The sequence below is a fragment of the Amycolatopsis sp. NPDC051128 genome, assembly GCF_040682715.1.
Classification (GTDB): domain Bacteria; phylum Actinomycetota; class Actinomycetes; order Mycobacteriales; family Pseudonocardiaceae; genus Amycolatopsis.
In genome coordinates this window covers 313,425-333,094 of record NZ_JBFBBN010000002.1, presented here as the reverse complement: position 1 = coordinate 333,094, position 19,670 = coordinate 313,425, and the positions used below count along the sequence as shown (strand labels likewise).

Here is a 19,670-nt window from a genome sequence, read left to right as displayed (position 1 = left end):
CGGGGCGAGGATCAGGCGATGTCCGATGTGGACAGGGGTGGCCGATGATCCCGATACTCGTGATCGGTGTGGCCATCGTCGCGCTCCCGGGCTCCCCACACTGGCCGGCCGCGCGATCCGGCTCGGCTGTCAGCTGGACCTGCGGGGTCGGTAGACGCGTGAGCTGCTTGAGCTGCCTGAGCGGTAGCGGTAGCCGATGCCGCGGATAGCCGTGATCGGGGAGAACTGGCCTTTCCAGCCCAGTTTGGCGCGCAGCCGCAGCACGGCGAACTTCACCCGGTCGGGGGCGACCGCGCATGGATCGTCCCAGACCGCGGCGAGCAGCTGGGCCAGGCTCAACACCGCGCCTTCATGCTGGACCAGCATGTTGAGCAGCCGGAACTCGATGGCGGTCAGCTCCAGTTCGCCGCCGTCCACGGTGACCAATCGGGTCCGGTGGTCGATCCGCACCAGGCCGTCGTCGTAGATCTCGTCCTGGATGGGTTCGGCCCGCCCCGAGCGGCGCAGCAGCCCGTGGACGCGGGCCAGCAGCTCGGGCCCGGAGAAGGGTTTGCTCAGGTAGTCATCGGCGCCCGCGCGCAGGCCGCGCACCTTGTCCGCGGTCCGATCCCGCGCGGACAGCAGCAGGACCGGCAGGTCGGTGGTGTCGCGAATCCGCCCCAGCATCGCCAAACCGTCCTCGCCGGGCAGTCCGATGTCGAGCACCACCAGGTCAGGCTGGAACTCGTGCAACTTGTGCAGGCCACTGCGGCCATCGGAGACCGAGCTGAACTCATAGCCCGCGCCGGTGAACAGCGGACTCAGCACCATCTCGATGTCGGCCTGATCATGCACAGCCAGGATTCTGACCATTGGTATCCACTCATTTCCATCGCCGGAGACGCCTCCCCCGGCGACGCCGCCGCACATTCCCAACCTACGTCCGGGCGTGGCCAGAGGGCCGACTCGTCACCCGATCGTGGGCCCCGTTCGGTGCGGCACATTCCTTGTGGGCGCGGAGGATCAAGCGCACGGTGGAGGGGACCATCGGAGTGCGCTCGTGCGGGCAGCCGAGTTTGACCTGCATGTTCGGTGAAATGCTAGCGAGCTTTGCTGTTTTGAATGCCGGTTAGGGCTCCGTTGCGTCTCCGTTTGTGCCGGCGTGTTGGACGCCGGGCAGGGGCCGATTCTGACCGAGGTGACCCCACCGTGAAGGTGGGCGTGGGCCGTCAGCGCCGTAGCCGGCTGGCCGCGGCCAGGACCGGGGTGGCCATTGCAGTGGCCGCGGCGCCGAGGGTGGTGTCGGTGGCCAGGATCCAGCGGACGGTCTTCATGGCCAGGGTGAGGACTTCGCCACCGCGCCGGCGCATCCCGGCTTCGAAGCGCCCGATCGCGTCGGTGAGCGTCGTGGTGCCGTCGATGGTCGTGTTGAGCTGGTCCAGCAGGTCGGCGGCATCACGGATGGCCGCGCCGGCTCCCATGCCGGCGGTGGGTGGTGTGGCGTGGACGGCGTCGCCGAGGGCGGTGATGCGGCCGGCGTTCCAGGGTGCGAGGTCGGTGGCGCGGGTCGAGGCGGCGTTGAACCGGAACGCGGCCACGCTGGCAGGATCGGCGCGGGTGATGACCTCCAGCGTGCGATCGGCCCACCTGCGGGCGCGGAACCGGTCGAGCAACGCGGTTTGCAGCTGGGTGCCGTGCAGGTCGCGCAAGGCTTCGGTCTGGGCGGATTCGGGGAACATCGCGCCCCAGATGTAGGTGGGGCCGGTGGTGACCGACATCCGCAGCTCGGGGGCGTCGAGGGCGGCGTTGCCGACCGGGTCGAGGAATCCGATGTAGAGCGCGGCGCCGCGTGGGCCGATCGCCAGTGCCGAGCGCGGCCCGAGGCGCTGCTGCTCGGCGGGGCTGAGGTCGGTGCGTCGGGTGCGGCCGGAGAATCCGATGATGCCGGCCGGGCGGTTGGTCGGGCCGGCCGCCAGGTGCCGGGCGACCACCGAGTGAGTGCCGTCGGCACCGACCACCAGATCCGCGGTGACCGACGTGCCGTCGGCGAACGCCACTCGCGGCATCCCGTGCTCGTCGTGATCGACACCCGACACCTCCCGCCCGAGATGCAGGTCCTCACCGACGGCTTCGGCCAGCAGGGTGCGCAGCGTGATGCGATCGACGTCGACGCTCGCGCTGCCGGTCAGGTCCGGGCCGTGCCCGAGCAGACGGCCGCGGCGGTCCCAGAACGCGTCCCGCTCCCGCAGCCGCAGCGCCGACCCCGACGCCAGGAGCCGTCGCATGATCTCCGGCGCCACCAGCCGCTCCAGCGCCGACTGGGCCCGCTGGTCAAGGGTGATGTGGTAGCCGCCGGTCGCGGCGACATCGGTGTCGCGGTCGAACACCGCCGTCTCATACCCGCTGCGGCGCAGCCCGGCCCCCAACGCCAGCCCGCCGATTCCGCCTCCGACCACGACGACGCGCACGCTCATCCATCCTCCACCCGCTGAACTGATCATTCGACTGTCCCGACACTGACACCGGTAGTGGACACGGAATGACCAGTACCGGTGCTTGGATGGAGTGATGGCGACCACCTCCCATCGAGCGCTGCGGCTGCTGTCGCTGCTCGCATCACGCCGGCAGTGGCCGCTGCGCGACCTCGTCGCCCGGCTCGAGGTCAGTGAACGCACGGTCCGCCGCGACCTGGACACCCTGCGCGGACTCGGCTATCCGGTCACGACCGTCCGCGGCCCCGACGGCGGCTACCGGCTCGGCACCGGACACACCCTGCCGCCGCTGCTGTTCGATCACGACCAGGCACTGGCGGTCGCCGTCGCGCTGCAAACCGCGCCCAGCACCATGTTCGGCCTGCAGGACGACACCGCCCGAGCCCTGGCCATCCTGGAGCAGGCCATGCCCGAGACGCTGCGCGCGGCGATGGAATCCCTGCGGCTGACCCGCCTGCGGAACTACTGGGAATTCCCCGCGCCACCCATCGATCCAGCCGCGCTCAGCGCCGTGGGCAGCGCCGTGCGGCACCGTCGCGTCCTCGTCGCCGAACTCCTGCGTCCCGACGCCACCCGCCCCGCCCCCGACGACCAGGACTTCGCCGCCGCCCACCGGATCGAGCCCCACCACCTCGTCGTGTGGGCGAGCCGGTGGTATCTCGTCGCCTACGACCTCGACGACCACCAGTGGCGAGTACACCGCGTGGACCGGCTGCACCCTCGTCCGACAACCTCCCACTTCGGCCACCGTGACCTGCCCGGCGGCGATATCGCCCACTTCGTCATGAGCAGCCACGATCGTGGCGACACCCCCGCTGCCTGGCCATGCACCGGCAGCGCACGACTCAACCTGCCCGCCCACATCGTGGCCCGCTGGGCACCGGGTGGCTCCGTCGTCGAACACCTCGACACCGATCACTGCCGGCTCACCCTCGGCGCCTGGTCCTGGTCCGGCATCGCCGGAATCCTCGCCACCTTCGACACCGACCTGGCCGACCTCCACCCAGCCGAACTCCTCGACGCGTGCCGGCACGTCGCGCACCGCTACATGGCGATACCCGGGACGTGACTCACGCTGACCGAGGACCGCCCCGCTGGTCGGTGTTTCGGACGGCGGTCTCCGGCGGCGAATACCGCGCCGATCAGCTGTCCGGGCCCGGCCCGCGGGTCGAGACCGATCACCGTTCGCCGTGCTGGGCGGTGGCGAGGCCGGCGAGCGTGCGCAGGCAGACTTTTCCGGTGTGGGTCAGGGGAAGCCGGGCCAGGACGAGCAGGCGCTCGGGGAGCTTGTGCGGGGTGATGCCCCGGTCGGTGCGCAGGAACGCGGTCAGCCCGGCGAGGTCGGGAGCCGGGTGGCCGGCGCGGACGGTGACGCACGCACACAGCCGCTCCCCGAGCTCGCGGTCGGGCACGGGCACGCACGCGGCGTCGGCGATGTCGGGGTGGCCGGTCAGCGCGGACTCGATTTCGGCGGGGCTGATGGTGTAGCCGCCGCGGATGACGACGCGCTTGATGCGACGCAGGACGTGCAGCGTGCCGTCGGTGTCGAAGCTGCCTCGGTCGCCGGTGCGGACCCAGCCGCCGGGAAGCCGGGGTGGTCCGCCGCCGACGTGGTCGAGCGGGGTCATCGGACCCAGGGCGCAGATCTCGCCGTCCACGATCCGGATGGCGGTCACCGCCGGGTCGGGGCGGCCCACACCGTGCTCGGGCGTGGTGGTGTGGCAGTTGACCCCGTCGGAAGAGCCGTAGACGTTGACCACGTCGATGCCGAACACCTCCCGGCACCGCCGCAAGGTGTCGTCCGGCAGCACGTCACCGCTGGACACGACGGCCCGCAGCGACGAGGTGTCGAAGGCCGGGGCGTGTTCGGTGAGGCGGCGCAGCATGGCCGGCACACCGAACACGTGGGTGGGCCGGTGCTCGGCGATGGCCCGCAGCGCGTCCACGGCGTCGAACCGGGGGCGCAGCACCAGTGTCCCGCCGAAGCGGCACAGGGTGATGGTGGCCCCGAACGACCCGTAGGCCGAGGACAGCGGCACGAGCACGAGGTCCCGCCACACCGGGGTGTCGCGGTGCACGGCGCGCAGGTAATTGCCGCGGCCGCCGGCGAAGGCGTTGTGGGAGTAGGCGACGAGCTTCGGCTCGGCTTCCGAACCCGAGGAAACGAGCAGTCTCGCCGGGGACTCCGGGTCCACGGTGACCGGTTTCCGCCCCTCGCCCCGGGCGTGGGGCGGCACGGCCGGCCACGGCAGGTCGTCATCGGTGATCAGCGACGCGGCGCGGGCCCGTCCGAGCAGGTTCAGCGCGTCGGTCCGCCCACCCGTGAACGGCAGGGCGACCGCGCCGCACGCGGCGACGGCGAGCTCGGCGACCACGGCGTCGCGGCCGTTGGGCACGCGGACGCCGACGATGTCGCCGGGCCGGGCCGCCAGCGCGCCCGCCAGCCCCCGCGCCTGCTCGTCCAGTTCGCCGTAGGTGAGCCTCCCGCGGTCGTCGATGACGGCGACCCGGCCGGGATGGTGGCGGACCCGGTCGCGGAACAGCGAGTGCAGGTCCCGGCCGGGGCAGTGCCCGGCGCGGACCCAGGCGCGCCGCGCCGCCGCCGGCACCCGGTCGGCGATCACCACCCCGGCGCGGGAGACCCACGTCATCGGAAGAACTCCCAGGGCGAGACCGGCAGCACGCACCGCTCCCGGGTGAGGGCCCGCGCGAATCGCGGGTCGCGTCCCAGTGCGGCGAGGTCGGTGCACACCGGCACGGTGGGCGCGGATGTGTCGCGGTGACCGGTGAGAGCGTTGAGCCGGGACGCGGCGGACAGCAGCGACGACGCCACGAGCTGCCCGCACCCGGTCCGTTCGCGGCGCAGCAGCGCGTCCACCACGGCGTGGGCGGCGACGACGCCGCCGAACACGTCCACGACGGTCATGGGCGAGGCGGGCACGCCCGCGTGGGCCTGGACGACGAAGTCGGTGCCCGGCGGCGGTTCGGGACCGAGTTCGTCGCCCCACCCGGAGGCGTGCGCGTACACCAGGCCGGCCGGGAAATCCTCGGCTCGCAGGCGCCAGCGGGTGGCTTTGCCCGGCGCCCAGTTGTGCACGAACACATCCGCCGACGCGGCGAGGTCGAGCACCTCGTCCCGGCCGGTGCGCAGGTCGATCTCGACCACGGCCTTGCCCCGGTTCAGGGCGAGGAACCGGGCGGAGGTGTCCCCGGCCATCGGTGACACCCAGCGCAGCGGGTCGCCGCCGGGCGGCTCGACGCGCACCACGGTCGCCCCGAGCAGCCCCAGCAGGTGCCCGGCCAGCGGTCCTTGCACGCGCCGGCACGACTCCAGCACGACGATCCCGGCCAGCGGCAGCTCCCCGGCCGAGAGGACCTCGTCCCGGGTGTTCCCGCGCGGCCCGCGCGGGGAGATCCGGTAGGCGGGCAGGCTGTCCAGCACTCGCTCCGACCGGACGACCATGGTCATGCCCGTCCGTCGAGCGGTGGCTTCCAGGACAGCGAGCGGGAAGCGGGCCGCGGAGTCGGCGAAATCGGGCGGCAGCGGGCAAGTGGCCGTGGCGAAGCGGTGCAGGAAGGGGCGCCAGCCCCGTTCGACGGCCCGGGCCGGGACACCCAGCTCGGTCCAGAACCGTTGCCACGGCCCGGGATCGAGGGTCTCCGCCTCGAACACCGCGCCGTCGGCGGACCGGAACGGCGGCCCCGCGCCGGGGTGCCACTCGTCGGGTTCGTCGGCGGTCGCGGCCGCCAGGTACTGGGAGACCGCGAGCAGGGCGGCTTGCGCGACGGACGTGATGTGCCCGGTGAGCGGCACGCCGCGGGTGCGCCCCAGTTCGACGGCGAGCACTCCGATCGCCCCCAGTTCGACGCCGACGGCGCGGGCGTAGTCCATCCCGAGCGGCGCGGGACGGCCGAGCCGGCGGCCGTGGACGTGCATCAGTCCGCACGCCGCCTGCACGTCGGGTTCCCCGCGCAGCGGGAGGTCGACGGGTCCGCTCCAGCTCGGCGCGTCGACGGCGGTCATGCGGGACGCCTGCCCTGGACGGTGTAGAAGACGCAGGACGTGGCGCGGAACGCGGGGTGCGTCATCGCGGCGCGGGCGGTCCGCAGGCCGGTGTCGGTCAGGCCCGCGGCGAGCAGTTTGCCGCGCAGGTGGTGGGTGTGGTGGACCAGCAGCCGCAGTCCGGGGGAGTCCGCGTTCCACTGCTGCACCACCGGTACCGGGTCGACCGCCACCAGGCCGGCGGCGACCATCGAGGCGGCGACCCGGCGGCCCCAGCGGCAGTCCGCGCCGGCCGCGGCGAACATGCGCTCCTTGGCGGCCAGGAACTCCTCGTAGGCGGCGGCGTGTCCGGTGTCCGCGGCCAGCAGCACCGGTCCGTAGCCGAGGTCGAACTCGTCCAGCTGCAGCAGACCGCCGGGCTTGAGGGCGCGGACGAGCTTGCGCAGCACCTGTTCGCGCTCGGGCAGGTGCAGCAGTACGAGGCGGGCGTGGACGAGGTCGAACTCGGCTTCGGGCAGCGGATCGTGGACGACGTCGTGCCGCAGCACGGTCAGTCCCGCGGCGGGCGGGACGTGCTCGGGCTTGACGTCGGTGGCCAGGACCGACGCGCCGCGCTCGGCGAGCCAGTGCGCGACGCTGCCGCCGCCTGCGCCGACCTCCAGGCACCGCCACCCGGGTCCGACGCCGGTGCGCTCCAGCCGGGCGAGCGTCGCCGGGTCGTAGGCGGCGGCCAGGCAGCGGTGCTGCTCGGTGGCGTGCACGCTGTGGTTGTCGAAGGCGTAGCCCTCCCGGATCGTGCTCATGTCCACCTTCCGGTCCCGTGGGTGACGGTGTGCCCGGCGACGCGGGTGAGCAGTTCGAGGCGGCGCACCTTGCCGGTGCCGGTGCGCGGGAGGTCGTCCCAGGTGACCACGCGCGGGGGCGCCAGCGGCGGCAGGCCGGCGACGGCGGACCGCCAGCGCCGCGGGTCGAGGTGCCCGTCGGCGGTGACGACGACCGGGACGGGCGGGCTGCCGGTGGCGCCCAGGACGACGCACTCCAGGACCTCGGGCAGCCGGTTCTCGAGCACGTCCTCGGTGTGCAGGCAGCTCAGGCCGGGCACGGTGTCGATCTCGCGGTCGAGCAGCAGCACGGCCCCGGTGCGGGTCAGGACGCCGAGGTCCCCGGTGTTCCACCAGCCGTCGGTGTGCTTGTCGTGCCAGCGGTCCTGCTCGCCCACGTACGTGGCGCAGAGAGCCTTGGTCCGGGCCAGCACGAGTCCCGGCCGTCCTCGTGGCACCGGCCGGAACGTCCCGGGGTCCACGACCCGGAGCTTCGCCCGGCCCGGGAGCGGGCGGCCGAGGTGGCGGGCGTGGGTGGCGCGGTCGACGGCGGCGCGGGTGAGGAAGCGGAAGGACAGCGGCCCGGTTTCGGTCTGCCCCCAGCCCTGCATCCACAGTGGACGGCGGCGGCGCGACGCGTGCAGCATGGTCCGCACCACGGGCGGGTGCACCGCGTCGTAGGTGGAGACGAACAGGCGTACGTCGCGGAAGGGGTTGCCCGCCCCGGGTGCCATGGTGCGCCACCGCACGTAGGCGGCGGGCAGGGCTTCGACGGTGGTGGGCGGGTGGGCGCCGAGCACTTCTCCCGCCGAGGCGGGGTCCGAGAGCAGCACGATCTTGCGGGGGGCGAGGCAGAACACGCTGCCGGTCCAGCAGAAGGTGCGGCCGTGGGCGTAGGAGGAGGCGTTGGCGACGACGTCGTCGCGGCGGGTGCCCACGACCGGAACGCGCAGCGCCTCGAACCGGGCGAGCCGGTCGACGATGGTGCGCGTGGTGTGGACGACCAGCTTGGGGGTGCCGGTGGTGCCGGAGGTGTGGTTGATCACCAGCGGGTCGTCGTCGGACCGGCGCCGGGGCGACGGGGCGCGGGTGCCTCGCACGTCGTCGAGCGCCAGTTCGCCCTGGCCGGGGGCAGCCAGGGACAGCACGCGGCGGGCGTGGTGCGCCGGAACGGGCCGGTCGGTGACGAGGACCGCCGGCTCCAGGCGCTCTAGCAGCGTTTCCAGGACGTCGCCGGGCAGGTCGCCCGACAGCAGAGCGGGGACGGCGCCGAGCCGGATCACCGCGCAGGCGAGCAGGTCGTAGTCGTAGTGGTTGCGCTTGATCACCGCGACCCGCTCTCCGGGGCGGATCCCCGCGGCGTGGAGCCAGCCCGCTGCTTCCGCCACGAGGCCGGCCAGCTGGGGCACGGTGAATTCGGTGCCCCGGTCGGGTGCGATGTCGAAGGGCCGGTCGAGCACGACGGTGGTGTGCGTGCGGCGCGCGGCGACCTCGTGGAACAGGGTGCCCATGTCGTGGGGCCTCATACGTGTTCCCTCCTGACTGGCGTGGCGGAGAGCAGCCGGGCGGCGGCGTGCTGCCCGGAGCGCACGGCCGCCTCGCTGCACGGCACGAGCCCGGTCCAGTCCCCGGCGTACTCGACGGCGGTGACGGGCCGGGCGGCGAAGGCGGCGCGCAGGGCCAAGGCGTGCGGGGTGGCCTCGGGCAGGGCGTCGCGGAAGCGGGTGACCAGTGCGCCGGTGGCCGTGCTCAGTGCGGGGAGGAACCGCCGGCCCGCGCCGGACAGGACGCCGGACACCTCGTCGTCGGCGGCGTCGAGCAGGCCGGGCGCGGTGGCGGGGTTCGCCATCACGGTGACCAGGCCCCGTCCGGCGGGCGCCCGCCCGGGGTGCTTGACGTGGTCGAGGATGAGCGTGGACACCACCTGGTCCTCCGCGGCAGGGATGACGATCGCGTAGGAGCGCGACGCCGGGCGGGTCGGCAGCATGAAGTGGGCCTTGACCACCGGGGTGAACGTGGCGGCGGCGAGGAACTCCGCGTCGCCGGCGGGGGCGTTGACGTGCAGGACGCGGGCCAGGGGGGCGGGCACGGCGAGCACCACCCGCCGTGCGCGGATCTGCCGGTTGCCGCAGAGCACCCGGACCGACCCGGGCTCGGACACCACGCCGTCGACGCGGGCGCCGGTGGTGACGTGCAGGGACGCGGCCAGGACGCGCGCGAGGGTGTCCATGCCGTCGCGGTAGGTGCGCCAGGTGTTCGCCGGCCCGGCGGCGGCCAGCAGCGCGAGCAGCGGCGCCGCGGCCGAACGCTCGGGCCGCCAGCCGAAGAACCCGGACACGACCGGCTGGCAGAGGTAGTCCAGCACGTCGGGGTGGAAGGCCCCGGCGAACTCGGCGACCGTGCCGAGTTCGGCGCGTTCCGGGTGGTCGAAGTCCGGGCGCACGCGCAGCATCCGCAGCAGGTCCAGCCGGGCGCGCGGCCCCAGGCCGGCCCCGGTGAGCAGGCCGCGGGGGTGGGCGAGTCCCGGCCGCGCCCGGCCGCCGCGCCACACGGCGAGGTGCCGGCCGATCCGGGGCACCGCGGCCCGGTCCACGCCCAGCTGCCCGAGCAGGCCCCACGTGGCGGGGTAGCCCCGTTCGGGCACCTGCTCGGCCCCGGTGTCGACGAGGAACCCACCGGTGCGCAGGGTCCGCATCCGGCCGCCCACGGCGTCGGCGGCCTCCAGCACCCGCACCGAGCGGCCGGCGAGGCGCAGCGCGTGCGCGGCGGCCAGTCCGGCGACGCCGGCCCCGACGACGATGACGTCTTCTTCGGCGGTCACAGCAGGTTCACCGTGACCAGCGCCACCACGGTGACGCGGTGGATGCGGATGCCCAGGAGGCGGGCACGCAGGATGTCGCCCCGGCCGAAGGCGATGCGCAGCTGCCAGGCGCGCAGCAGGAGCGTCGGCAGCAGGGCCAACGGGAACCACCACGCGGTGCCCAGCAGTGGCCCGCAGACGATCAGCGCGGCCTCCACGGCGGTGACGGCGAAGATGAAGCGCATGTTCCCGCGCGGCGAGGTGAGCGCGGCGACGGTGGGCCGGCCCACCCGGCGGTCGCCCTTGATGTCGTTGGTGTTGGAGTAGACGCCGAACAGCAGCGGTCCCAGGCCGAACAGCAGCGCCTGCACGATGACGTCGCCGTCGAGCGAGCCCACGGCCAGTCCGTAGGGGGCCAGCACGAGCGCCCAGCCCAGGGCGGCGATGAAGAACTCCTGGAACCCGTGGTAGCTGAGCTTGACGCCCCAGGAGTACTGCACGGAAAAGAAGTAGGTGACGCCGATCAGCGCGACGGTCCACAAGGGAGCGTGCGGTGCGGTGGCGATCGCCGCGATCCACAGCAGAGCGCCGATGATCCCGGTGGCCCACGCGAACCGCAGCACCTGGTCCTCGGTCAGCGTTCCGGCGACGAGCGGCTTGCGGTACCGGCGCCGGTTCGGGTCGTCGGGGGCGTAGTTGGCGACGTCGCTGCCGTCGCGGAAGCCGGTCAGATCGTCCAAGGCCACCATCGCGGCGATGACGAACACCTCGCCGAGCAGGAACAGGCCGGTGCTGGTGAGCACGCCGCCGTCGAAGCGCAGCGCGGCGGGCAGCAACGTCACGACGACCAGGACGCCGAGGTAGTAGTCGACGATGTCGAGCTTGGCCAGCCGGACGTAGGCGCGGGTGGTGGCGGGTGCGATGGAGGTGATCACCGGGGGCCCTCCAGAGCGATCAGGGCGGCGAAGGACCGGTCGCCGCCGTAGAACACGTCGCGCCGCTCGACCAGCCGGGCACCCGGCAGCAGCTCCAGGTAGGCGTCCAGGTCGCGCAGCCGCGAGTACTCGCCGACCGGGATGTCGGCGTGCTCGTACTCCACCAGCACCAGGTGCCGGGCCGAGGCGGCGATGCGGCGGCACGCTTCGGCCAGGTCGTCCTCGCCGAGCACGTGCATGAGGACCCACACGCACACGGCGACGTCGAACGGCTCTTCGGGTACCGGCAACTGCTGGACGGCGGCGTGCGCGAACCGCACGTGCGGCAGGCCGGCGCACTCGGCGCGGGCGAGGTCGAGCATCCGGGGCGTCATGTCCACGGCCAGCACGTCGCGGGCGTGCGCGGCGATGGTGGGGGTGAGCCTGCCCATGCCGCAGCCGATCTCCAGCGCCGTGCGGGGCGCGATCGCCCGGAGGTGGCCGGCGAGGAGCGCGCGGGTGCGTTCGGTGGTGGCCCCGGCGAGGCCGGCGGGCTGGGAGGCGCGCATGACGCGCGTCAGGCCGGGGCGCGCGGCCCGGCGGTGCCACTCCAGGGCCACGGCGTCGGCGGTGGGAGCGGGGCTGGTGTGCGGCATGGCGTCTCCGTTTCAGGTTCGGGCGAACCGGCACACTTCGTCGGCGATGTGCTCGACCTGGGTGTCGGTCAGGTGCGGGTGGATCGGGATGGCGAGCTGGCGTGCGCAGGCGCGTTCGGCCGCCGGCCACTCGCGGCCGGTGGTGCGGAACGCCGCCTGGTGCGGCAAGGGGGAGCGGTAGTACACGTGCGAGCCGATGCCACGGATGGCGAGGTGGTCGTGCAGCGCGTCGCGGTGCTCGGCGAGCAGGGAGTACACGTAGAAGCAGCGTCCGTCGCGGCCGGGCGGCGGTGGCACGACGCCGGGCAGGCCGGTGAACCGCTCGGTGTAGTACTCGCCGATGCGGGCCCGGCGTTCCAGGCGCGCGGGCAGTCCCGGCAAGCGGCGCAGCTGGAACGCCGCCATGATCTCGTCGAAGCGGCTGTTCACGCCGATCCGGTGGTGCAGGAACCGGGTGCGGCCGTCCTGGCCGTGGTTGCGCAGCATGCGCACGACGCGGCCCAGTTCCGGGTCGCCGGTGACGACCATGCCGCCCTCGCCGGGCATCCCGAACGTCTTGACCTGGACGAACGAGTAGACGCCCGCGTCGCCCCAGGTGCCCGCGGCCCGGCCGCCGAGCACGCCGCCCTGGGCGACGGCGGAGTCTTCCAGCAGCCGCGCGCCGGCGTCGGCGGCGATGGCGCGCAGCGCCGGCATGTCGGCCATCACGGAGAACACGTGGGCGGGCATGACGACCTTGGTGCGCGCGGTGACCGCCTTCTCGACCTCGACCGGGTCGACGACCATCGTCGCCGGGTCGACGTCGGCGAACACCGGCGTGGCGCCGAGCAGCACGGGGGCGGCCGCGAGCGGCGCACAGCAGTAGGCGGGGACCACGACCTCGTCGCCGGGCCCCACCCCCATGGCACGGAGCACGAGGGTCAACGCCGAGGTGCCGCTGGAGCAGGCGATGGCGTCGGCCGCTCCGACGGCGTCACGGATGACGGTTTCGAAGCGCTCGGTGCGACGCCCGAGGATGAACCGCTGCTCGGGATCGAGCGCCACCTCCCGGACCACGTCGAGCAGCACCTCGCGGTCGTCTTCGAACAGGTCCGGCGGGAAGAACGCGATCTTCATGCGGCCTCCGCGGACCGGGAGAAGTCGCGGATCTCGCGGCACACCTGGGCGACGTCGTCCTCGTGCAGGTCCGGGTAGAGCGGCAGCGCGAGCGCGTGCCGGCAGGCGGCCTCGGCGTGGGGGAAGTCCCCGGGCCGGTGGCCCAGGTCGGCGAAGCAGGGTTGCAGGTGCAGCGGGGTCGGGTAGTACGTCTCGGCTCCCACGCCGCGCGCGGCCAGGTGCGCGGCCAGCTGGTCCCGCCGCTCCACCTCGAGCGCGTACACGTAGAACACTCCACGTACGTCGGCCCGGCGCGGCAGCACCGAGGGCAGCTTCCGCACCCCGGGCACGCCGGCGAGCAGTTCGGTGTAGCGGTGGGCGAGGACGGCGCGGCGCTCGATGTCCGCGTCCAGGCGGCCGAGCTTGGCCAGCAGCACCGCGGCCTGCAGGTCGTCCATCTTGCTGTTGACCCCGACCGCGCCGGTGGTGGTGTTGATGGCGGGGAAGTGGCCGGCGGTGGGGCCGAACCGCCCGTGGTGGCGCAGCGCGGCGACGGTTTCGGCGACGCCCGGGTCGTCGGTGAGGACGGCGCCCGCGTCGCCCAGCGCGCCGAGCGTCTTGGTCGGGAAGAACGACAGCACGCCACCTTTGCCGAGCAGCCCCGCGTGCGTGCCGCCGTACCGCATCCCGATCGCCTCGGCGCTGTCCTCCACCACGGTCAGTCCCAGCCGCCGGGCTGTTTCGCCCAATCCCGTCATGTCCGCGGGTTGGCAGAACAAGTGCGCCGGCAGCACGAACCGGGTGCGTTCGGTGGTCACGGCCGCGAGCGAAGCGGGGTCCATGCCGTAGCCGTCGGGCTCGATGTCGGCGAACACCGGACGACCGCCGGCGAGCACCACGGCGGACGCGGAGGCGATGAACGAAAACGCGGGCACCACCACCTCGTCACCGGGCCGCAGGCCGCACGCGCGCAGGAGGAGCACCAGTGCGTCGGTGCCGCTGTTCACCCCCACCACGTACTCGGCGCCGGTGTACGCGGCCAGCGCTTCTTCCAATTCGACGACCTTGTGGCCATGTGAGTACTTGCCGCGGTCCAGCACGTCGATAATGTGGCGGCTCGTGGTGGGCCACAATTTCGAAAACGTCGCTGATTGGGTGAATGATGGAACGCTCAAGCGTTCACCTCCGCTGTCGGAATTTCCGTTGGATCCTAAGATCGGAGCCCAAGTGTCGCCCCTCAATGCGAGTTGTCTTCACTCTTCTTGGTCAACTGTGAACACGGAGTGTTGACAAGTGTCGCTCGAATCGTGAAATCTCGCGCATGTTCGAATCGAATCGTCTGTCGGGGGCGGTGGCCATTTTTCATCCAAATGGACGGGGATCAGGAGTGCGAACACTCGTGGTGGGGCTGGGACGAGCCGGCGCGCAGCTGCACCTTCCGGTGCTCGCCGGCGCTCGCGCCGCCGCGCCGGAGTTGTTCGACGACGAGCCGGTCGTGGGCTGCGACCCGTGGCGGACGCCGCCCGAGCGACCGGGGCTGGTCGTGCGCGCGGACCTGGGAGCCGCCGCGGCGGAGGTGGACCCCGCGCGGACCGTGGTGCACGTGTGCACGCCGCCGGAAAGCCGTTCCGAGGTGATCGCCGCGCTCACGCGGCTGGGGTTCCGGCGGTTGGTGGTGGAGAAGCCGCTGGCCATCGACCCCGACGAGCTGTCACGGGTGATCGAGCTGCGCCGGCAACACGGACTGCGGATCGCCGTCGTCGAGCCGTGGCTGACCAGTTCGCTGACCGCGCGGCTGACGGCGCTGGGGCGGGACGGGCGGCTGGGCGAGCCGCGCTCGATCACGCTCGTGCAGAACAAGCCGCGGTTCCGGCGCTCGTTGACCACGACGTCGCACCGGACGGCGTTCGACGTGGAACTGCCGCACGGCGTTGGCTTGGCGCTGCGCCTGGCCGGCAACGCCCGGGTCACCCACGCCTCCGGCGCCGACCTGGTGATCGGCAAGACGCGGGTGCCCCACATGGGTGGTGCCCGGGTGGGGCTGCGGCACACCAATGGCACGCGCACGGAAATCGAGTCGGATCTGACGTCCCCGGTGCGGGAACGGCGCGTCGTGCTGCGATTCGAACGCGGCACGGCGGTCGGGCACTACGCGGTCAGCTCCGACGACCCCTACTCCCAGCTGACCGTGACGGTGGACGGCCAACGCGAGCACCAGGTGCTGCGTGACGATTCGCTCACCGAGTGGATGATCTACGCCTACCGGTTGTTCCAGGGCGGCCGCGACCAGCACGCGAAGGGCTTTTCGGTCGCCTGCGACGTGGCCAGGCTGCTGTCGGTGGCCAAGAACATCAGTGCCGAGCCGGTGGTGGTCCCGGCAGCACGCGCGCCGGAGGCCGTCAGTGCGGTCTGAGGCCGCGGCGACCGCGTCCCCGCGGCACGCCGGCGACGCCGTCCTGGCCGGGATCACCGACGAGGCGGCCCCGGACCTGGCCGGCCAGCTGGCCGTCCTCGCGGAACTGGGCTGGTCGGCCGTCGAACTGCGCACCGTCGACGGGCTGGCCGTCGCCGACCTGGCGGACCGGCACTTCGCCCGGGTGGCCTCGACGCTGGCCGACCACGGCGTGCGGGTGGTGTGCGTGGCGTCGCGGATCGGCGGCTGGGCCCGGCCGGTCACCGCGCCGTTCGAGGACGACCTCGCCGAACTGGCCGTGCTGGCCCGGCGGTGCGCCGTCCTGGGCACCCCGTACGTGCGGATCATGTCCTACCCCAACGACGGCCTGGACGAGTCCCGCTGGCGCGCGCGGGTGCTCGACCGCGTCGTGGCCCTCGCCCGGGCCGCCGAGGCCGCCGGTGTCGTGCTGCTGCACGAGAACTGCTCGGGGTGGGCCGCCTCGGACGCCGACCGGATGCTGGAGCTGCTGGACGCGGTGAACGGCTCCTCGCTGCGGCTGCTGTTCGACACGGGAAATCCCGTCGCCCACGGCTACGACGGCTACGAGGTGTTGCGGCGCGTCGCGCCGCACGTGGCGCACGTGCACGTCAAAGACGCCCGGGGCGCCACGTTCGTCGATCCCGGCACGGGTGAGGCGCGCGTGCGCGACTGCGTGCGATTGCTGCGCTCGGCCGGCTACCCCGGGGCGTGGTCGCTGGAGCCGCACGTGGCGCTCCAGCCGCACCGCTCGGACCGGCCGGCCGAGGGCGCGGCGGAGGCGTTCGTCCGCGCGGGGCGGGCACTGGCCCGGCTGCTGCGGTGATCGCCCCGGATCGTGCCCTGCTGCTGGAGCTGCTGCGCACGCCCACCGCGGGTCCGCTGGAGACCGATGGCGAGGTGCGGCTGTGGGACGCCGTGCACGCCTACGCCGAGGCCGCGCACGCCTTCGGCATGCACACCGCGCACCTCGGGCCCGCCTCGCCGGAGGTGCTCCGGCGGGCCGACGTCCCCGCCGTCGTGCGCGAGGCGGTGCGGCGTGACCCGGGCTTCCTGGAGTGCCAGCCGAGCCTGGTGCTGCGGCTGGGCCACGCCGAGCCGGCCGTGATGTTCAACGTGCACCTGGACACGGTCGCGCCGGTCGAACCGGTGGGGTTCGACGGGAGCCGGTTCCACGGCCGGGGCGCGATCGATGCCAAGGGACCCGCGGTGGCGTTGCTGGCGGGCCTGCGGGAGGCGGCGCGCGATCCGGCCGTGGGCCGCGACGTCGGCGTGCTCGTGCAAGCCGTCTCCGGCGAGGAGGGCGGCGCGATGGGCTTCTTCGGCACCCGGCCGCTGGTGGAGGCGGGCTTCCGCGGCGCGCTCAACGTGTTCTGCGAGCCCACCGGCCTGCGCTACCTGCCGCGCTGCACCGCCGCCATGACCGCGGCCGTCGTCGTGCGCGGCGACGACGCGATCGACGACGAGCCGCACGCCGGGCACAACGCGACGGTGCTGCTCGGGTTCCTGGCCCAGCACCTCGCGACCGGGCTCGCGGGGCGCGTTCCGGACGGCCGGGTGTGCGTGGCCGGCCTGCACACGGGGCGGATGCACAACCGCGTCTACGGCTCGGGGGAGCTGCTGCTGAACCTGTCCTACGGGAGTGCCGAGTCGGCCGCGGTCCTGTCCGGGGCGCTGGAGGAGGGGCTGCGGGAGGGGCTGGCCGAGTTCGCCGAACGTTTCCGGGGCACCCATCCGTTCCACCGCACCGCCGTCGACGCGCCCGCGATCACGGCGCTGGAGTGGCGAAAACGCGGCCTGCCCGCGCTGCGCGAGCACGACGTGCCGGACCTCGAGGGAATCGCGGCGCCCTGGCCGGCCGGCGAGCCCGGATTCACCTGTGACGCGATCTGGCTCGCCGACGTGCCCGGAACCCGCACCGTCGTGCTGGGGCCGGGATCGCTGGAAACCAACAACGCACACGCGCGCGGCGAACACGCCCACGTCGAGGAACTGGACCGGTTCTCGGCGGTGGTGCACGAGCTCGTCACGCGCTTCGCCCGCAACGGAGGATGATGAACGTCGTCGTGCCCTACCCCGCGCTGGTGTCGGCCGTGGCGGACGTGTTCGCCGACCGCGGCGTCCCGCCCGACCGCGCCGGCGCCGCGGCCCGGGCGCTCGTGCACGGGGACCTGACCGGCGTCACCTCGCACGGCCTGGTGAACCTGACCCGCCTGTACCTGCCGCTGCTGGCGTCCGGTCGCGCCGACCCGGCGGCCGACATGGAGGTCCTCACCGACTCGGGAGCGTGCGTGCTGGCCGACGCCCACCGCACCCTCGGCCTGTGGTCGGCCTCCCAGGCGATGGACCTCGCCGTGTCGCGCGCCGAGCGGTACGGCGTCGGCATGGTGTCGTTGCGCGGCGCCACGCACATCGGGTGTGCGGGGTTCCACGCTGCCCGCGCCGCCGACCGGGGCGTCATCGGGCTGGTCACGTCCAACTGCGGCGGCCAGGCCATCGCCCGGCCGCCGGGTGGCCTGGCGAAGGCGCTGGGCACCAACCCCTTGGCACTGGCCTGCCCCGCGGGCGACCGGCACCCGTTCGTGCTGGACATGTCCACGACCGTGGTGCCCACCGGCCGGGTCCGGGCCGCGGCGCGGGCGGACGAGCCGATCCCCGCCGGGTGGCTGGCCGCCGACGACGGCACGCCGGTCACCGATCCGGCCGCCTACGACCGGGGCGAGGGGCACCTGCTGTGGCTGGGCAGCACCCCGCAAACCGGTGCCTACAAGGGTTTCGGGCTGGGGCTGCTGGTGGAGGCGCTGTCGGCACTGGTGTCCGGTGCCGCGCTGGGCCCGGTGCGGGCCGGGGACACCGACGACGACATCGGCGTCATGGCGCTGGCCATCGCGCCCGCGCGGCTGCGGACGGGATTCGCCGGCGACGCCGACGGGTTGTTCGCCGCGCTCCTGGGCTGCCCGCCGGCCGACCCGCGCCGTCCGGTCGTCTACCCGGGCTGGCTCGAAGGTGAACGCGCGGCGTGGCGGCGGGAGCACGGCGTGCCGCTGCCCGCCGACCTGTACGAGGAGCTGCGCTCGTCGACCCTGCGGGCCGCCGGGTGATTCGCCTGGGAGTGGCCGGGCTCGGCGTCATCGCCCGCTTCTACCTGGCCGCGATCGACCGGTTGGACGGGTTCGCACTGGCGGCCGTGTGCGACCCGCGCCCCGAGGCCCGCGCGGGACACGCGGTCCCGGCGTTCCCCGGCCACCGGGCGATGCTGTCCGCCGGCCTGGTGGACGCCGTGGTGGTGGCCGCGCCGAACGACGCGCACGCGGCGATCTGCCGCGACGCGGTCGAGGCGGGGGTGCCGGTGTGCGTGGAAAAGCCCCTGGACATCGACCTGGCGCGCGGCCGCGAGCTGGTGGCGGTGGCCCACGCGCGTGGCGTCGCGCTGTTCACCGCGTTCCACCGGCGGTACAACGACAACGTCCTCGCCCTGCTGGCCGAAGTGGACGGACGGCCGCTGGAGTCGTTGACCGTGCGGTACTTCGAACGCATCGAGGAGCACGTCGCAACCGACCGCTGGTACCTCGACGCCACACGATCCGGCGGTGGTTGCGTGGCCGACAACGGCCCCAACGCACTCGATTTGGCGCGCCTGTTCGCCGGTCCGCTGCAGCTGTGCGAGGCGCGCGTGGGGCGGGACGCGGCCGGGACCGACCGGCGCGCCGTGCTCACGGCGCGGGGCACGGCGCCGGTGCGGGTGGAGCTGGACTGGTCCTACTCGGGCGAGGTCAAGGACGTCACCGCGCGTCTGGCCGGCGGCCGCGAACTACGCGCCGACATGCTCGCCGGGCACGACGGGTTCAAGGGCTCACTGTGGCACGAATACGAGGGCGTGCTCCGGGACTTCGCGCGCGCCGCGGCCGCCGGCGGCGCGTGGGCCGACGGCGGCTTGGCCGCCCTGGCCTTGGTGGACGAGGCGTACCGAAGGGAGAGCACGTGATCGAGGACGGACCGAAGCGCCCCGTGCACAGCCGGGTGGTCAAAGTACTCGTGCATCGCCGCGACGACCGCGGCATGCGCCTGGAGCCGTTCGCCAGCCGCTGCGTCCGGCAGGGCGAGGTGCACGAGCTCGTCACCACCGACCACCCGGTGACCGCGGAGCGGATCGACCGGGTGGGTTTCCTGGGCTTCGTGGAGGTCATCGACGCCGGGGTGATCGACCGCGGTGACGAGGTGTGGCTCGAAGGCGCGCTGATCGGCACCGTGTTGGGGTTCGACGCGTGCCACCACCCCAATCACTACAACATCCTCATCTCCATGCCACGGCCGCACACCGGGCCCGAGGTCGGGATGCATCCCGAACGCACCGTCCGGTTCAGCCGGCCTCTCGGCGTCGCCGAGCGGGGACCGACGGTGACGGCCGCGGGCGTCGCGCACTGACCGCGGGCACGACAACGGCCCCGGAGGAATGCTCCGGGGCCCGTTGTCGTGCGC

18 protein-coding genes are annotated in these 19,670 nt (G+C 73.5%); 7 read left to right on the top strand and 11 right to left on the bottom strand.

Going from position 1 to position 19,670, the window contains the following annotated elements; translation table 11 throughout:
* Positions 1-129 precede the first annotated feature (129 nt).
* Positions 130-834 (bottom strand): response regulator transcription factor, encoded by a 705-nt coding sequence (locus tag AB0M82_RS03720; protein WP_364717422.1) that lies wholly within the window; start codon positions 832-834, stop codon positions 130-132.
* A 374-nt stretch (positions 835-1,208) separates the two neighbouring features.
* Positions 1,209-2,453 carry an FAD-dependent monooxygenase gene (locus AB0M82_RS03715; RefSeq protein WP_364717419.1) on the bottom strand — a complete coding sequence of 415 codons (1,245 nt, stop codon included), beginning with the start codon at positions 2,451-2,453 and terminating at the stop codon, positions 1,209-1,211.
* Positions 2,454-2,547: 94 nt separating this feature from the next.
* On the opposite strand from AB0M82_RS03715, the gene AB0M82_RS03710 reads away from it, so the two are divergent.
* Positions 2,548-3,540: a WYL domain-containing protein gene (locus AB0M82_RS03710; protein ID WP_364717416.1), complete on the top strand. Its 993-nt coding sequence runs from the start codon at positions 2,548-2,550 to the stop codon at positions 3,538-3,540.
* 109 nt (positions 3,541-3,649) lie between these two features.
* Here the strand turns inward: AB0M82_RS03710 and AB0M82_RS03705 are convergent, their stop codons facing one another.
* Genes AB0M82_RS03705 through AB0M82_RS03665 form a run of 9 tightly spaced genes read right to left on the bottom strand, consistent with a single transcriptional unit; the run spans position 3,650 to position 13,860 of the window.
* Positions 3,650-5,122, bottom strand: a complete 1,473-nt coding sequence (locus AB0M82_RS03705; protein WP_364717413.1) for a fatty acid--CoA ligase family protein — start codon at positions 5,120-5,122, stop codon at positions 3,650-3,652.
* On the bottom strand, positions 5,119-6,495 hold the full coding sequence (locus tag AB0M82_RS03700) for a CoA transferase (protein WP_364717411.1): 1,377 nt from the start codon (positions 6,493-6,495) through the stop codon (positions 5,119-5,121). Before AB0M82_RS03700 ends, AB0M82_RS03705 begins: the two co-directional genes overlap by 4 nt.
* On the bottom strand, positions 6,492-7,277 hold the full coding sequence (locus AB0M82_RS03695) for a class I SAM-dependent methyltransferase (RefSeq protein WP_364717408.1): 786 nt from the start codon (positions 7,275-7,277) through the stop codon (positions 6,492-6,494). Before AB0M82_RS03695 ends, AB0M82_RS03700 begins: the two co-directional genes overlap by 4 nt.
* Positions 7,274-8,821 (bottom strand): class I adenylate-forming enzyme family protein, encoded by a 1,548-nt coding sequence (locus tag AB0M82_RS03690; protein WP_364717407.1) that lies wholly within the window; start codon positions 8,819-8,821, stop codon positions 7,274-7,276. Before AB0M82_RS03690 ends, AB0M82_RS03695 begins: the two co-directional genes overlap by 4 nt.
* Positions 8,818-10,116: an FAD-dependent oxidoreductase gene (locus AB0M82_RS03685; RefSeq protein ID WP_364717405.1), complete on the bottom strand. Its 1,299-nt coding sequence runs from the start codon at positions 10,114-10,116 to the stop codon at positions 8,818-8,820. Before AB0M82_RS03685 ends, AB0M82_RS03690 begins: the two co-directional genes overlap by 4 nt.
* Positions 10,113-11,030, bottom strand: coding sequence for a UbiA family prenyltransferase (locus AB0M82_RS03680; RefSeq protein ID WP_364717404.1), 918 nt, complete (start codon positions 11,028-11,030; stop codon positions 10,113-10,115). The genes AB0M82_RS03685 and AB0M82_RS03680 overlap by 4 nt, the downstream gene beginning before the upstream one ends.
* Complete coding sequence (locus AB0M82_RS03675) at positions 11,027-11,665, bottom strand: class I SAM-dependent methyltransferase (protein WP_364717403.1); 639 nt, start codon at positions 11,663-11,665, stop codon at positions 11,027-11,029. Before AB0M82_RS03675 ends, AB0M82_RS03680 begins: the two co-directional genes overlap by 4 nt.
* Before the next feature lie 12 nt (positions 11,666-11,677).
* The gene (locus tag AB0M82_RS03670; RefSeq protein ID WP_364717400.1) at positions 11,678-12,781 is read right to left on the bottom strand and encodes a DegT/DnrJ/EryC1/StrS family aminotransferase; all 1,104 of its coding nucleotides are present in this window, start codon (positions 12,779-12,781) and stop codon (positions 11,678-11,680) included.
* Positions 12,778-13,860 (bottom strand): DegT/DnrJ/EryC1/StrS family aminotransferase, encoded by a 1,083-nt coding sequence (locus AB0M82_RS03665; protein WP_364717399.1) that lies wholly within the window; start codon positions 13,858-13,860, stop codon positions 12,778-12,780. Before AB0M82_RS03665 ends, AB0M82_RS03670 begins: the two co-directional genes overlap by 4 nt.
* Before the next feature lie 287 nt (positions 13,861-14,147).
* Between AB0M82_RS03665 and AB0M82_RS03660 the strand changes: the two genes are divergently transcribed.
* Genes AB0M82_RS03660 through AB0M82_RS03635 form a run of 6 tightly spaced genes read left to right on the top strand, consistent with a single transcriptional unit; the run spans position 14,148 to position 19,616 of the window.
* Positions 14,148-15,173, top strand: coding sequence for a Gfo/Idh/MocA family oxidoreductase (locus tag AB0M82_RS03660; RefSeq protein ID WP_364717397.1), 1,026 nt, complete (start codon positions 14,148-14,150; stop codon positions 15,171-15,173).
* Positions 15,163-16,017: a sugar phosphate isomerase/epimerase family protein gene (locus AB0M82_RS03655; RefSeq protein ID WP_364717394.1), complete on the top strand. Its 855-nt coding sequence runs from the start codon at positions 15,163-15,165 to the stop codon at positions 16,015-16,017. The genes AB0M82_RS03660 and AB0M82_RS03655 overlap by 11 nt, the downstream gene beginning before the upstream one ends.
* Positions 16,014-17,246 carry a M20/M25/M40 family metallo-hydrolase gene (locus AB0M82_RS03650; RefSeq protein ID WP_364717391.1) on the top strand — a complete coding sequence of 411 codons (1,233 nt, stop codon included), beginning with the start codon at positions 16,014-16,016 and terminating at the stop codon, positions 17,244-17,246. Before AB0M82_RS03655 ends, AB0M82_RS03650 begins: the two co-directional genes overlap by 4 nt.
* A complete protein-coding gene (locus AB0M82_RS03645; RefSeq protein ID WP_364717389.1) occupies positions 17,246-18,292 on the top strand; it encodes an Ldh family oxidoreductase in 1,047 nt (348 codons plus the stop codon). Before AB0M82_RS03650 ends, AB0M82_RS03645 begins: the two co-directional genes overlap by 1 nt.
* Complete coding sequence (locus AB0M82_RS03640; RefSeq protein WP_364717387.1) at positions 18,289-19,176, top strand: Gfo/Idh/MocA family oxidoreductase; 888 nt, start codon at positions 18,289-18,291, stop codon at positions 19,174-19,176. Before AB0M82_RS03645 ends, AB0M82_RS03640 begins: the two co-directional genes overlap by 4 nt.
* Positions 19,173-19,616, top strand: coding sequence for a hypothetical protein (locus AB0M82_RS03635; RefSeq protein ID WP_364717385.1), 444 nt, complete (start codon positions 19,173-19,175; stop codon positions 19,614-19,616). Before AB0M82_RS03640 ends, AB0M82_RS03635 begins: the two co-directional genes overlap by 4 nt.
* The last annotated feature ends 54 nt before the right edge of the window (positions 19,617-19,670 follow it).

Excerpts from the sequence above, each read along its gene's own strand:
- AB0M82_RS03715 (WP_364717419.1), bottom strand. The coding sequence starts at position 2,453 with ATGAGCGTGCGCGTCGTCGTGGTCGGAGGCGGAATCGGCGGGCTGGCG.
- AB0M82_RS03670 (WP_364717400.1), bottom strand. The coding sequence starts at position 12,781 with ATGAAGATCGCGTTCTTCCCGCCGGACCTGTTCGAAGACGACCGCGAG.
- AB0M82_RS03710 (WP_364717416.1), top strand. The coding sequence starts at position 2,548 with ATGGCGACCACCTCCCATCGAGCGCTGCGGCTGCTGTCGCTGCTCGCA.
- AB0M82_RS03690 (WP_364717407.1), bottom strand. The coding sequence starts at position 8,821 with ATGAGGCCCCACGACATGGGCACCCTGTTCCACGAGGTCGCCGCGCGC.
- AB0M82_RS03675 (WP_364717403.1), bottom strand. The coding sequence starts at position 11,665 with ATGCCGCACACCAGCCCCGCTCCCACCGCCGACGCCGTGGCCCTGGAG.
- AB0M82_RS03705 (WP_364717413.1), bottom strand. The coding sequence starts at position 5,122 with ATGACGTGGGTCTCCCGCGCCGGGGTGGTGATCGCCGACCGGGTGCCG.
- AB0M82_RS03695 (WP_364717408.1), bottom strand. The coding sequence starts at position 7,277 with ATGAGCACGATCCGGGAGGGCTACGCCTTCGACAACCACAGCGTGCAC.
- AB0M82_RS03645 (WP_364717389.1), top strand. The coding sequence starts at position 17,246 with ATGAACGTCGTCGTGCCCTACCCCGCGCTGGTGTCGGCCGTGGCGGAC.
- AB0M82_RS03700 (WP_364717411.1), bottom strand. The coding sequence starts at position 6,495 with ATGACCGCCGTCGACGCGCCGAGCTGGAGCGGACCCGTCGACCTCCCG.